This window comes from Microbacter sp. GSS18 (genome assembly GCA_029319145.1).
GTDB lineage: Bacteria > Actinomycetota > Actinomycetes > Actinomycetales > Microbacteriaceae > Microbacterium.
The window spans coordinates 1705319-1717731 of the sequence record CP119753.1 but is presented as its reverse complement, the minus strand read 5'-3'; the positions used below and the strand labels follow the sequence as shown (position 1 = coordinate 1717731).

Genomic DNA, 12413 nt, shown 5'->3' with positions numbered 1-12413 from the left:
CACTACAGCCCGTCCGCGACCAGCCTGCTTCGGGCATTGCACGTATGGGGATGGGTGCTGTGTGGCGCTCGACTCAACTCAACATCACGGCCACAGGCGGCCGTTCAAGCTCGCGCCTCGTTGTCACGGGCGTCCGTGCGCCCGGATACAGTGACCGCCATGAGAGTCCTGCAATCACTCACCATTGCCAGCACGTGCGCCGTGCTCGCGCTGACGGGCTGCACCGCATCCGCAACGTCCGAGGCCGTGCCGACGCTCGTCACTCCGAGTTCCGCGCCAAAACCGACCCCGACGATCCCTGTCGGCCCAGTCGAGCTTACGGATGACGAAGCAGCAGACCTGTATCTCGCGATCGTCTGCCAGCGCAACATCGCGATGGAAGCTCTCAGCGATGCGGTCTTCGCGAAGGAGGACGAGTTCCTCAATGGCGGAACACCAGCCATGACGGAGATCCAGGCGGCCGCCGCCGAGGGACTTCGCATCGCACGCGCTTCAGTCGAGCTCGCAGACGACGACTACTACACCTGGCCGAGTGACGTTGCCGAGCATCTCAAGGTAGTCCGCGATGCAAACCTCGCCGCAAGTAGCAACCTCAGCGAGATCGCCAACGCGGACCGATTCGAAGACGCCTACTACTCCACGTGGCCGAACCAGGACACGGCTGCGGCTGCGGCGCAGGAGATTCGCTACCAACTCGGTCTGGACGCCGATACAACTGCCTCCTGTGAGGGCCACGAGACGGCGACTGATGATGCTCACAAGGAGATGACCGAACGTCGTGAGTACCTGGCGTCCTTCGAGGACGAGGACGCTGACTGACTACGCTCGGGATTGCAGCAATAGCGCACACCACGGAAGCCCCAGCTCCATCTGACTCTGCGCTCACCGGCGCGGCTTCACTGCGACAATGACCTGCCGGAGCTGAACAAGCAGGAACGTCGAACGAACGCCGTCAGACCCGCTCGGACCGTTCCCGTTCCGTGCAATGCTCGTTTGTCGATCGTCAGAGTGTGATGATCGCTGCTACTCGGCTTGGCGTCCGACGAGGTAGCTCATGCCTTCGAGCCGGCCGGCGTCGCGGGCTTTCTTGATCCAGTCGGAGGCGGTGCGGTGGGGGACGTTGAGTTCGACCTGCACGGCTTTGACGGGTGGGAGGCCGGCGAGGGCGGCTGTGCCGTAGAGGATCTCGATGGCGTCCATGCGTTCGTGTTTGGCGGTGCGTTTGACGACGGCGGCGGCCATCCATTCGGGGATGATGCGGCCTTCGGTGGCGGTGAGGTCGGCGACGGTGATCCAGGCGGCGTCGGGGTCGTCTTCGAGTTGCAGGGCGATGCAGTGGGGGATCGCTGATTGCAGGATCGTCTGTGGTGCGGTGCGGCGGAGGGCTGCCTGGTCGAAGTCGTCTCGGGTTGCGCGGTTGATGATCGTGGTGACGATGTAGCGGCCTTCGTTGGCGCTGTAGCGGGCTTCGATGGTGGTTTCGATGCCGGTGTCGTCGTCGGTGGCGGTCGCGATGAACGCGGGCGCGATGCGCAGCGCGGAGCCCACGGGCTGGCTGGCGGCGTCGGCGGACATGGGGGAGCCGTCGGGGGTGGTCACGTCGAGCTTCACCTCCTCAGTTTGCCTTACGGGGCGAGGAATTCGCAGATCTCTCTTGACTAAGTGTACTGATAACCCGTCTACTAGTGTCAATTCCGATTTGGGATGCGCAAAGGAGAGGTGTTATGACGACCGTGACGAACCGGGCATCCTCCCGGTTGAGCCAAGATTTCCTGAGTCCTGACGAGGTGGTGGCGCTGCTGCCGGGGTTGAAGAAGAAGACCCTGGCGCAGTGGCGGTACGAGAAGAAGGGTCCGCCGTACTACAAGCTCGGTCGCGTCATCCTGTACGCGATCGACGAGCTGGAGGAGTGGATTCGTCACTCGTCCGGTGAGGGGGATCTCCGATGAGCGGCGCGATGAGGATCGTCGCGGTCGCGAATCAGAAGGGCGGGGTTGGGAAGACCACGGTCACGATGCAGCTGGCCGCGGCGTTGTCGCGCCGGTTCCGGGTGCTGGTGGTGGATGTGGATCCGCAGCAGTCGACGGTGTGGTGGGCCGACAATGCGGGCGGCAACCTCCCGTTCGACTTCGCCGGCAACCAGCAGCCGCAGGTGCTGTCGCGGCTGCGTGATCTGGGCGGCGACTACGACTTCGTGCTCGTCGACACTCCCGGGTCGCTGGAGGACACGCGGACGCTGGAGACGGTGCTGGATGCGGCCGGTGAGGTGATCGTGCCGCTGGTCCCGGAGCCGCTGGCGGTGGAGCCGACGATGCGGACGATCACGCGACTGATCGATCCGAGGGATGTGTCGTACCGGGTGCTATTGAACCGGATCGACGCGCGCATCCCGTTGCAGCTGCCGCAGTGGCGTCATCTGCTGGACACCACCCTGGGGGTGCCGAGGTTCGACGCGTACCTGCGGCAGTACAAGGCTCACGCGGATGCCCCGATCGCGGGGCAGCTCGTGACGGATCTGCGCGACACGCGCCGCACCGCGGGGTCGATCTTCGACGTCACCCAGGTCGGGTTCGAGATGAGCACGGCCGGGGTGCCGGTGCTCGCCGGGAGGTGGTGAGCATGGCGAAGATCGACCTCGCCGGCCGCCTCGGCGATGCCCGCAACAGGGTCGCCGCCGAGACGACGCCCGCGCCAGGCTCGGGGCCCGGGCCGATGTTCGCGCGGCTGACACGCAAGGACGCGCGCGTGCGGGAGGACCAGTACGCGGCCCTCGGCACGCTCGCACGAGCACTGATGCGCCGCCGGACCGTGAAGACGGAACGGATCACCGAGAACACCCTCATCCGCGTCGCGATCGACGTGCTGCTCGCGAACCAGCACCTGCTGGCCGGGTCCACCGAGACCGCACTCCGTGACTCCGTGACCACGGCACTCACCGCATCCGACACTCCCGGACGTCCTGACTCCCGAACACCGGAAGGCTCGCAGTCGCACAGCCCTGGACCCCCGGAGTCCCGGCCTGCGGAAGTCTCGACCTCACGCAGTGCGGGAGTCGCGGACTCAGGAACTCACTCAGTGGCGGAGCAGCCGACCACCGAACCCCGGCAGTCGGCGAGTCCCGGACTTCCGCACTCGCGGACTTCGGGAGTCGCGGACGTCGGGACGCCGGATGCCGCGGACTCCCGGACTTCGGATGTTGCCGACTCCGAAACACCGGGTGTCGCGAACTCCCCGAGGTCGGATGCCGCGGACTCCCGGACTTCGGATGCCACGGACTCCGGAACGCCCGGCGTCACGACCTCGCCGAGGTCGGATCCCGCAGACTCGGGCATCGCGGGAGTGGCGGGGTCTGGCAGGACGGATCTCCGCGACGGCGGGAGTACGGGTGTTCCGGAGTCGCGGAGTGTGGGAGTGCCGCAGTTCCGGAGTCCGGTTCCCGGGTCGTCCGCCGCGGCCCCCGCCCGGCAGCGCGTGGCGGGGGTGGGGCGGTGATCCCGGTGACGCTGTACACGACGGGTCCGGTGTGTGATCGGTGCCGGGCGACGCGGGCGCTGCTGGACGGGCTCGGCATCCCGTACCGCGAGGTCGATCTGAGCGATCCCGACAATCGGGCCCTGCGCGTGGTCGTCGTCGACGTGCTCGGCTACACCCGGGTGCCGGTCGTGGTCCCCACCGGCGACAGCACCCCGTGGGCGGGTTTCCGCCCCGACCTGCTGACGCAGCTGATCGGCCGCCTCCACGAGGAGGAGAGCCGGCCATGACCGAGGACACCACCCTCGCCGGCGCCTCGCAGCCCGTCGGAGGGAACGACACCGGGGGGACGCCGCGGGCCTCCAACGCGCGGTGGCGGGACGCGAATGCCGAGAAGCGGCGCGAGTACGGGCGGCGGTGGCGGGAGGCGAATCCGGAGAAGGTGGCCGCGTCGAAGGAGAAGTACCGCGCCGCGAACCGGGAGCGGATCAACCGCCGCGAGGTCGCTGCCTCCCGCCGCCGGAAAGACCGCGCCCGCAAGCACGCCGCGGCCCTCCAGAAGCGCCGCGAGTACGACCGCCGGTACGCGCGGGAACACGCCGAAGAGCACCGCCAGCGGTCGAGGGCATGGCTGGCGCGCCGGTACCGGGAAGACCCCGCCGGGTTCCGCCGGCACCGCAACCAGCTGCAGCGCGACTACTACGCCCGCAACCGCGACAGGCTGCAGCAGAAGGCCCGCGACCGGTACCGCGACGACCCGACGGCGGGGAAGGCGAAGGCGCGCCGCTACTACGACCGCCACAAGGACGAGATCACCGCCCGACGCCGCGAGCAGTACCGGCAGGACCCGGAGAAGCGCCTCGCGTACAACCGGGAATGGCGCGCCCGCGATCGCGCCCGCAAGAAGGCCGGTCTCCCGCCCTGGCGGATCCGCCGCACCACGACCGCGGCCAGGGGGGAGAACCAGACCGCCGCCGACGCGTTCTTCGCACGCCCCGCCACCCCCGAGCTGATCGCGCGGGTGATGGCAGAGGACGCCACCCCGCCGCACCTGCTGGAGGCGTTCCGCGAGGAGAGTGAACGCATCCGCAACGCCTCGTTCGCCGCCGACAACCCGGCGGTCGCAGAACGCTGCCGCCGCGAGGCCGCGCGCGCTGCCGCCCGGGAAGCCGAAGAGGAGCGGATGGATCAGATCGCGAAACAGATCAATCAGCGCCTGCGCACCCAGCCTCGCCGCGGCCCGCGCCCGGATCCGGCCGCGCCTCACGGGCCCGGCGCCGGTGCCGGCGCCGGGTTCTCCACCGGAGGCCTGTCCCGATGACCACCCGCCGTCCGGGTGGGGAAGACTCGTCCCGAAAGGACACCACCATGCTCGACCGCAACACCGCCGAAAACGTCCTGAACCGTGCCGCGATCGCCGCGCTCGGCTACCACCCCGACAAGTCCGCCGACCAGCCGGGCTACACCATCGACGAAGACATTGACTGGGTCCTCGAACCCCTCCGCGGCCTGCCCGACGCCTACCGGCAGTCCATGCGGCAGAGGATCCGCGAAGTCATCACCGACCCCACCGGCCACCGCCACGCCTTCACCCGCGACATCACCGCACTCATCACCACCCCCTGATCGGGCGCACTCGCGGATGGGAGCGCGGGAGCGGGTTCCTGGCGGGGGAGTGTAGCGCCCTGCGGGCTGCTCCGTTCCGGCGGGCGGGGCATGTGCTCCGTCGCTCCGCTCCGTCCGCGCACACCCCGCCCGTCGGCACTGCGCACCCCTCCGGTCGCAGGGTCCGCTGAGAGCAGGAACACCCGCAGACCAGTCACAGGGTGGGATGTCCGGACCCCGGAGCACACTGAGATCAGCCGACAGGACCACGGAAGGAGGAAGGCGATGGATGGCGTTGCCGCCGGCGCGATGATCGCCACCGGGGCGCTCGGCGTCGCGCTCGTCGTGTTCCTGCCGTTCCTCGTCCTGACGCTGTTTCGCCGCGGCCTTGCCGGCGTGGTCCGCGCAGCCGTCACCGTCACCATGCTCGTGGCGGCTCTGATCGTGACCGCGAGCATGCTCGCCGGCCGCATCCCGGGGGATCTGGGCGGGGTCCTGGGAGCCTAGCTAGCGTGACGTCGCGGGGCGGGTGAGCGCGCGCTGCACGGTGCTCGTACTGACCCCGAGCACCCGGGCGATCTGCGCCAGCGACAGATCCTGATCCCGCAGCTCACGGGCGACCGAGACCCGGTCGGCCGTCATCACCAGCGGGCGTCCCGCACGCCTGCCCGCCGACGCGGCGACCGTCATCCCGGCGCGGGTCCGCAACCCCACCAGCTCACGCCGCAACCCGTCCAACGCGGCCAACACGTCGCCTGCCGGCACCTTCACGCCCGTCGACAGCGCCGGCTGCGCTACGCACTGCACCGCGACGCCACGGGCGGTCAGGCCCGCGCACGTGGACAGGAAGTGCCCGATCGCGTGCGACAGCCGCGGTGCGCTGGTCACCACCAGCACGTCACCCGCCGACAGCGACGCCAGACACCGCACCAGCTCCGGACGACGCCGCGGATCCCCGGTGCCGGCATCGGCGAAGATCACCTCGGCACCCGCACTGCGCAGCGCGTCACTGTCCCCGGCGGGATCGGTGTCGGTGACCAACGTGCGGGTGTACCCGACGATGCGGGTCACCGCGACACGCCTCCACGCTCAGGACCGGCGACCGCCACCACCGGCGCGGCACGGTCCACGGCCTCGCGCGGTGCCAGCAGCCGCCGCAGCCCGACGACCTGCTCCGCGTGACGGCCGAGCTGCACTGTGGCGACGTCGGAGTCGCGGGGGAGCGGCAGTTCCGGAACGATCTCCCGGATCGCCGCCTGGTGCAGCTCGAGCAGAGACTCCATCACCTCGCGGGGCGGATTCCGCAGCCCGCGCGCGAACTCGGTCACCCGGCGCAGTTCCCCCAGCCACGCCGCCGACTGCAGCACCGTCAACGGTCGCTGCTCCGCCGCCACCAACCCCGCCCGCGCCCCGAGCCGGTCTCCCTCACCGTCGAACACCACCACGCCGGACCGGTCCAGCACGCTCACCCGCCCCACCCCGGTCGAGGTCTCCGCGTCACCCGCGAGAGCGAGCGTCGCCTCCCACGCCCGCTCATGCGCCCCACGGTCCACCGGCGTCGCAGGCACACCCTCGCGCACGTTCCGCAGGTACCCCGAGGTGAGGGTCAGCAGGCTCTCCGCCCGCCGCGCACCCACCAGCACCAGACGGGTGCGGAACCCCTCCTTCGCGAACCGGTCCGCCACCGCAAGAACCGTGCCCGGGTTCGGGAACGACCCCTCCAGCAGCATCGACCGGCGCTCCGCCCGCGCATGGCCCAGGCAGCCCTGCAACCACGCGGCGGATGCCGTCGAGACCGCCTCCTCACGCGCCCCGTCATACCGGCGAGGGTCTGCCGCGGGAGGGTAGAACGCGCGCAGGTCACCCGCCCGCACCACCGCCATCCCGCCCTCGTACTCCGAGGCGACCCGGCCGATCGCCCGCGCCTGCCCTGCCCCCGGCTGACCGGCGACCACCACCAGCGTGGGATGCTCCTCGGCGGCTCCCGGCGGGAACACCACGGGAAGCACCTGGGTCTCGAGCACCGCGCGCACCGCAGCCTCGTCGAGCACACCACCCGCACCCGCAACCGCGTCCGCCACCGGCGGGCCGGCAAAGGCTCGCGCGGCGGCCTCGACCTCACGACGATCGAACCCATCCACCGCCACCAGATCGCGATACGCCGACGCCACGTCGGCGGTCGCCGTAGCGAGGTCGGCGTCGTTCTCGCGGGCGCGTTCGATCAGGCGTGCCAACTCTGCGGCTGCCGCCTCCCGCATCGCGGTGTCCGCGCCGGCATCCCCCAGACGCCACGCAGAGCCAGAAACGCTCATTCCACCCCCGTCGCGTCACAGCATACCGAAAAGGGTCTCACCACCGTTATGGGTCACGCTCCCACCCGGTGGAACAGACGGATACTCGCGCCAGCAGCATGAACCACGCAATCCACGGCCTACCGGCACAGCGCCACACACCTCGCCCAGACGACATCCCGAGCCCCGGCGACCACCCAGTGATCATCGAACACCTCCCGGAGAAGGAAAGACCGGAATGCACGCAGGCACTTTCTGTGAATCACCACGCGGGTTAAGCAAAACAAGGGTAGTGTGTGGGTGTGCGCGGGGGTCTGCAGCGGTGGAAGCGAGGGGTCGAGTCCCAGGGGGTTCGGCAGGCGATGGCCTACGCGTTCCAGGGCTCGTGCGACTCCCACCTGCGCTCCAGCGCCACGACCGGGGTTGAGACCCTCGCCGGGTACAGCCAGGTCGACGAGGCCGGGGTCGCGAGGTTCACTGTCGCTGCGGGGGAGGTCGCGGTCGATCGCCTGGACGCCGACCAGTTGCGGGTGTGGGTGGACGGGCGTGACCCGGCGACGGACGAGCGGCGCGGGCGCGAGCTTCTGTCCGCTGATGCGGACCTGATCCTGGACGGCACGATCAACGCGCCCAAGTCGTACAGCATCGCCGCGCTCCTCAACCCCGAGCTCGCGGCCGAGTTCGAGGCCCTGCAGGACCGGTTGCGGGACCGGATCATCCGCACCTGGCAGGCCGAGCTCAACGCGCGCCGCGGCGCCGGCGGACGCCTGCGCGAACCCCTCCACCGCATCGAGGTCGTCGAGCTCCGGCACCGCCGGTCGCGGGCACTGGACCCGCACATCCACCGGCACCTGTGGCTGAGCGTGAAGGTCCAGGGCGAAGACGGCAGGTGGTCCAACGTGGACACCCGGGTCGCGATGAAGCTCCACACCCTCATCAACGCCGAAGGCGAACTCGCCGCCCGCACCGACCCCGAATGGATCACCGCCCTCGCCCGCCACGGCTACACCCTCGACGCCGACGGCGAGATCACCGAACTCGCGCACGCCGTCCGGCCGCTGTCGCGCCGGTCCACCCAGATCGAAGCGAACCGGGCGCTCCTGCTCGCCGACTGGCACACAGGCCACCCGGGCCAGACCGCCGGCCCGGACGTGCTAAAGCAAGTCGACCGGCTCGCCTGGGCGAAAGCCCGACCCGACAAGCCCGACGCGCTCGACGAGACCGCCTGGGAGACCCTGATCCGAGACGAACTGACAGACATCGACCCGGCCATCGTCGCGACCCGCCCGCCCACCGCAATGGCACCCGTGCCGGTGGGGGCGGTCGATCGGGACCTGCTCGCCGCACGGGCGATCGTCGACGCCGACCAGCGGGCGACCTCCACCGGGGCCCGTTTCAGCATGTTCGACATCCGCGCCGGCGCGACCCGGGCGGTCGCCGCCTCCGGTGTCGTCGCACCCCGGCAGGTCCTCCAAGAGCTGATCGACGACATCACCGCCCGCGCCGCCACCGACACCGTCGACCTCCTCGGCGACGAGCCCGACCGGCCAGGGCACGTGAAGGCGTTCATGGCTGCCGCGACCGCAGCGCTCAAGGTCGACCTCGCTGCCAGACTCGACGCCCTCACCACTCCCGGTGCCACCGTCGACCCCGACACCGTCGACCACGCCGCCCAGCAGGTGCTCCCCGCCGACGCGGCACCGGATCCTGGACAGCGCGACGCCGCCGCCGCGATCGCCGGCACGGACCGGCTCGTATCGGTCACCGGGCCCGCCGGTGCCGGCAAGACCACCATGCTCCGCATCACCCGCGTCCTGCTGGCACGGCAGGGCCGCCGCATGGTCGTCGTCGCCCCGACCCGGAAAGCGGCGACCGTCGCCGCCCGCGAGATCGGCGCGACCACGTCCAGCCTGCACGCCCTCCTCGCCGACCACGGCTGGCGGTGGGGCCACGACGACGCCGACGCACCCACCTGGACCCGCCTGAGCCCCGGAACCATCGACCCCACCACCGGTCACATCTACGACGGGCCCAGACGCTTCCCGCTGCAACCGGGGGACCGGGTCGTCGTCGACGAAGCCGGCATGGTCGACCTGCACACCGCCCACGCCCTCACCCTCGTCTGCGCCGACACCGGCGCGGGGATCGCGATGGTCGGCGACCACCTCCAAGCCATGCCCGTCGGCCACTCAGGCGCCATGACCGCCCTCACCCGCCGCGCCACCGCCGTCGTCGAACTCACCAACGTGCACCGCTTCCGCGACCCCGACTACGCCGCACTCACCCTGCAGCTGCGCGACCCCAACACCCGCGACACCGCCCTGGCTGTCGCCGCCGAACTGCAGGGCCGCGGCCTCGTCCGCCACGTCCCCGACGCCGGCGCCGCACGGCAAGCGATGGTCGACGCCTACTTCCGCGAAGCCACCGGCCACAGAAGGGTCGCCCTCGTCACCGGCACGAACGACGAAGCCGACGCGATCAACGAAGCCATCCAGCAACGACGCCTCGAGGGCGGCGACCTCCACCAACGCCGCATCGCCGTCGGCCAGGGCGAACAGCGACTCCTCGAAGGCGACACCGTCCAAACCCGCCGCAACGACACCCACGCAGCCGTCGAGAACCGCGCCGTCTGGACCATCCGGCACATCACACCCGACACCCTCGAACTCGCAAGCCCCACCGACCCCGCCGACACCCGCACCGTCACCCGCGACTACGCAACCGAGCACATCCACCTCGCCTACGCCTCCACCGTCCACGGCATCCAAGGCGAAACCACCGACGTGTCCGTCGTCGGCCCCGGCGTCGACGCAGCTGGCCTCTACGTCGGAATGACTCGAGGCCGGGAACGCAACGAAGCCATCACCATCGCCCGTACTCCGGCTGCCGCTCGCGACGCACTCGCCGACAGCATGATGCGCGGCACACCAGAAGTCAGCATCGACGACTCCATCCGCGCAGCCCGCACCGAACTGAACCGCGCCGCCCGCACCCCCGACACCGCACCCACCTGGAACGATCGCGCACGACGCCCCTACGGCCACATCGAGAACATCCACCGTCTCATCGCGACCACCGAAGCCGCCGCCGCCGACGCGCGCGCCGCCGTCCACCGATCCGCCGACTGGATCGACAACGCCCAGCGACTGCTCCACGCCATGAACGCAACCGCCTCGTCAGGGAACGCACGCTCCCACGCAACCCCGGACACGGTCGAACCAGACCCCCGCGCGCGCACGCTGTCCGCCCGACTGGCCGACCAACGCGACGCTCATGAAGACCTGCTCACCGTGCTCGACGACGCAACCTCACGCATGAACGCCGCACACCTCGAGCACGCCCTACGCCGAAACCTCAGCCCGGCACAGCACCTCGCCGAAACCCGAGCCCGACAGACCGCCACAGTCCAGCCGCACACCACATCCTCGGGGCCCAGCCTCGGACTGTAAACGGGCGTCGTCCGCGCGGGAGAAGCTCACCCGGGATCGCATCCTCATCCCCAGATCTCCGCACTGGGGCACGTTTTCCACACCCCCTCCGCGTGCGCCACCACGGCGATAGCGTGGCGCCATGGGGGACGAGGAAGCGGGCGCGCAGCCCCGATGCCTGGAATGCAGCACGGTCCTGCGAGACATACCCGGAGGCTACGAATGCCGCACCTGCGCCATGACATACCTCCGGAGCATCAGCGCTCACCACGCGTTCACGTGAGCCGACGCGAGCTCACACGGCCTCTCCGGACCGGCTCCCCGACTCGCGGAAAGCGACTCTAGTCACCGGGCCTGCCCCAGTTCGCGACCGCCCCGCCTTGCGGGCCGTGCGACCGGATGAACGCCATATGGACGCGTTCGCAGGCCTCCCGGAGCGTTGTCGCCCACCCGAGCACGTCACCGCGCCAGATGGCCTTGTACCGCACATCCGTGCCGTTCATCACGCGCCGAATCTCCACGCGCCCGTACTCGTGCCCCTGAGGGTCGACCATCCGCCACACTCCCGGCGGCCCCTCGACGGCTGCAAGGATCGGATGCCACTCACGCTTGCTCTCCACGACCAGGATCCCTCTCTCCGGCCGTAGTCACACCGTATCGGTCCTGGGGGGACTGCAATGCAACCTCGATCCCCGCAAGCGGGCACCGCCCGGGAGGCGGAGCGGGCGTGCGTTTGCTGGCGCGTTCGATTGCCCTTCGGAGAGCCCGCACGGGGAGGAACAGGCTGCTACGCGGCCACGTGCCAGGTCGACTGGACCTTCACCCGGTGCAGATGCGGTTGCTCCTCCAGCACCGTCGTAGAGTCGTCGTCGCTCCACTCCAGGTCTCCGTCGGCGTTCGTCGTCGGATCCTGACCGTACTCCTCGGAGTAGTACCTCTCGAGGGTTTCGGTGTACTCGGACCCGTAGGCGTACTCCTCGAGCGCATCCCTCGAACCGTCGGCCTGATCCACGTACGACATGAACGGGTCCTCTTCGAGCGGGTCGATGTCGTCGGGGGGTTCCGGGTAGCTCGCCTCTTCGCGGGCCTTCGACATCTCCTGCTGGAATTCCGACGGGTTGTCCGGATCGGTCTCGGCCAGATCGTCGATGGCTTCTTGTACCTGGTCAATCGTGTCCTGCAGGTCGCTCAGGTCATCCATGCCGTCGCACCCGGTGAGCAGCAGCGATCCCGCGATCAGCACGGCGCCCATCATCGGTCGACGCCGGCCAACGGTCGTCGCAGATCGTCCGGTCATTGCGTCCCCCTCGCTGGCCGATGCGGGCACGCTAGCAGTCGGCGGGAGCGTGGACAAGGCAACCGACACAGCCAGTGCCGCCCACCGAACCCCCGCGTCACACGAGGGCTCCACTCGATCCCGCACCGGTCAGTGCGCGAGCGCCGCGGTCTGTGCGAGCGTTCCTCGGACGCCTGGGGCGGGACGCGACGTCCGTCTTTGCGTCGCGTTTCGCGATCATCGCCGAGACGTGCGGTCGCGCGTACACTGGCGGCGCGCGGCACCCGAGCCCCCGGCGTCCCCCCTTGCCTGGGGCCCGTGCACCTGTACTTCTGGTGTGAT

At 70.0% G+C, this 12413-nt stretch carries 13 protein-coding genes; 8 read left to right on the top strand and 5 right to left on the bottom strand.

Features of this window, described 5'->3' with window-relative positions:
• Positions 1 to 159: 159 nt before the first annotated feature.
• Positions 160 to 819 (top strand): hypothetical protein, encoded by a 660-nt coding sequence (locus tag P0L94_08140; GenBank protein ID WES66033.1) that lies wholly within the window; start codon positions 160 to 162, stop codon positions 817 to 819.
• Positions 820 to 1023: 204 nt separating this feature from the next.
• Here the strand turns inward: P0L94_08140 and P0L94_08135 are convergent, their stop codons facing one another.
• On the bottom strand, positions 1024 to 1611 hold the full coding sequence (locus tag P0L94_08135; protein WES66032.1) for a hypothetical protein: 588 nt from the start codon (positions 1609 to 1611) through the stop codon (positions 1024 to 1026).
• Between the two features lie 146 nt (positions 1612 to 1757).
• Between P0L94_08135 and P0L94_08130 the strand changes: the two genes are divergently transcribed.
• From P0L94_08130 to P0L94_08105, 6 genes are all read left to right on the top strand, one after another.
• Positions 1758 to 1949, top strand: coding sequence for a helix-turn-helix domain-containing protein (locus P0L94_08130; GenBank protein ID WES66031.1), 192 nt, complete (start codon positions 1758 to 1760; stop codon positions 1947 to 1949).
• An 8-nt stretch (positions 1950 to 1957) separates the two neighbouring features.
• The gene (locus P0L94_08125) at positions 1958 to 2617 is read left to right on the top strand and encodes a ParA family protein (protein ID WES66030.1); all 660 of its coding nucleotides are present in this window, start codon (positions 1958 to 1960) and stop codon (positions 2615 to 2617) included.
• A gap of 880 nt (positions 2618 to 3497) precedes the next feature.
• Positions 3498 to 3761 carry a glutaredoxin family protein gene (locus tag P0L94_08120; protein WES66029.1) on the top strand — a complete coding sequence of 88 codons (264 nt, stop codon included), beginning with the start codon at positions 3498 to 3500 and terminating at the stop codon, positions 3759 to 3761.
• On the top strand, positions 3758 to 4792 hold the full coding sequence (locus P0L94_08115; protein WES66028.1) for a hypothetical protein: 1035 nt from the start codon (positions 3758 to 3760) through the stop codon (positions 4790 to 4792). Before P0L94_08120 ends, P0L94_08115 begins: the two co-directional genes overlap by 4 nt.
• A 47-nt stretch (positions 4793 to 4839) precedes the next feature.
• Positions 4840 to 5097, top strand: a complete 258-nt coding sequence (locus P0L94_08110) for a hypothetical protein (GenBank protein WES66027.1) — start codon at positions 4840 to 4842, stop codon at positions 5095 to 5097.
• Positions 5098 to 5361: 264 nt separating this feature from the next.
• Positions 5362 to 5583 (top strand): hypothetical protein, encoded by a 222-nt coding sequence (locus P0L94_08105; protein WES66026.1) that lies wholly within the window; start codon positions 5362 to 5364, stop codon positions 5581 to 5583.
• Here the strand turns inward: P0L94_08105 and P0L94_08100 are convergent, their stop codons facing one another.
• Both P0L94_08100 and P0L94_08095 read right to left on the bottom strand, forming a co-directional pair.
• The gene (locus P0L94_08100; protein WES66025.1) at positions 5584 to 6147 is read right to left on the bottom strand and encodes a recombinase family protein; all 564 of its coding nucleotides are present in this window, start codon (positions 6145 to 6147) and stop codon (positions 5584 to 5586) included.
• Positions 6144 to 7388 carry a zeta toxin family protein gene (locus P0L94_08095; protein ID WES66024.1) on the bottom strand — a complete coding sequence of 415 codons (1245 nt, stop codon included), beginning with the start codon at positions 7386 to 7388 and terminating at the stop codon, positions 6144 to 6146. The genes P0L94_08100 and P0L94_08095 overlap by 4 nt, the downstream gene beginning before the upstream one ends.
• Before the next feature lie 281 nt (positions 7389 to 7669).
• Between P0L94_08095 and P0L94_08090 the strand changes: the two genes are divergently transcribed.
• Complete coding sequence (locus P0L94_08090) at positions 7670 to 10816, top strand: AAA family ATPase (protein WES66023.1); 3147 nt, start codon at positions 7670 to 7672, stop codon at positions 10814 to 10816.
• 320 nt (positions 10817 to 11136) lie between these two features.
• On the opposite strand, the gene P0L94_08085 is transcribed toward P0L94_08090, so the two are convergent.
• Both P0L94_08085 and P0L94_08080 read right to left on the bottom strand, forming a co-directional pair.
• Positions 11137 to 11415, bottom strand: coding sequence for a hypothetical protein (locus P0L94_08085; GenBank protein ID WES66022.1), 279 nt, complete (start codon positions 11413 to 11415; stop codon positions 11137 to 11139).
• A gap of 167 nt (positions 11416 to 11582) precedes the next feature.
• A complete protein-coding gene (locus tag P0L94_08080) occupies positions 11583 to 12092 on the bottom strand; it encodes a hypothetical protein (GenBank protein WES66021.1) in 510 nt (169 codons plus the stop codon).
• Between the last annotated feature and the right edge of the window lie 321 nt (positions 12093 to 12413).

Coding starts and splice junctions, on each gene's coding strand:
- P0L94_08140 (WES66033.1), top strand. CDS start 160: ATGAGAGTCCTGCAATCACTCACCATTGCCAGCACGTGCGCCGTGCTC.
- P0L94_08125 (WES66030.1), top strand. CDS start 1,958: ATGAGGATCGTCGCGGTCGCGAATCAGAAGGGCGGGGTTGGGAAGACC.
- P0L94_08115 (WES66028.1), top strand. CDS start 3,758: ATGACCGAGGACACCACCCTCGCCGGCGCCTCGCAGCCCGTCGGAGGG.
- P0L94_08110 (WES66027.1), top strand. CDS start 4,840: ATGCTCGACCGCAACACCGCCGAAAACGTCCTGAACCGTGCCGCGATC.
- P0L94_08105 (WES66026.1), top strand. CDS start 5,362: ATGGATGGCGTTGCCGCCGGCGCGATGATCGCCACCGGGGCGCTCGGC.
- P0L94_08095 (WES66024.1), bottom strand. CDS start 7,388: ATGAGCGTTTCTGGCTCTGCGTGGCGTCTGGGGGATGCCGGCGCGGAC.
- P0L94_08080 (WES66021.1), bottom strand. CDS start 12,092: ATGACCGGACGATCTGCGACGACCGTTGGCCGGCGTCGACCGATGATG.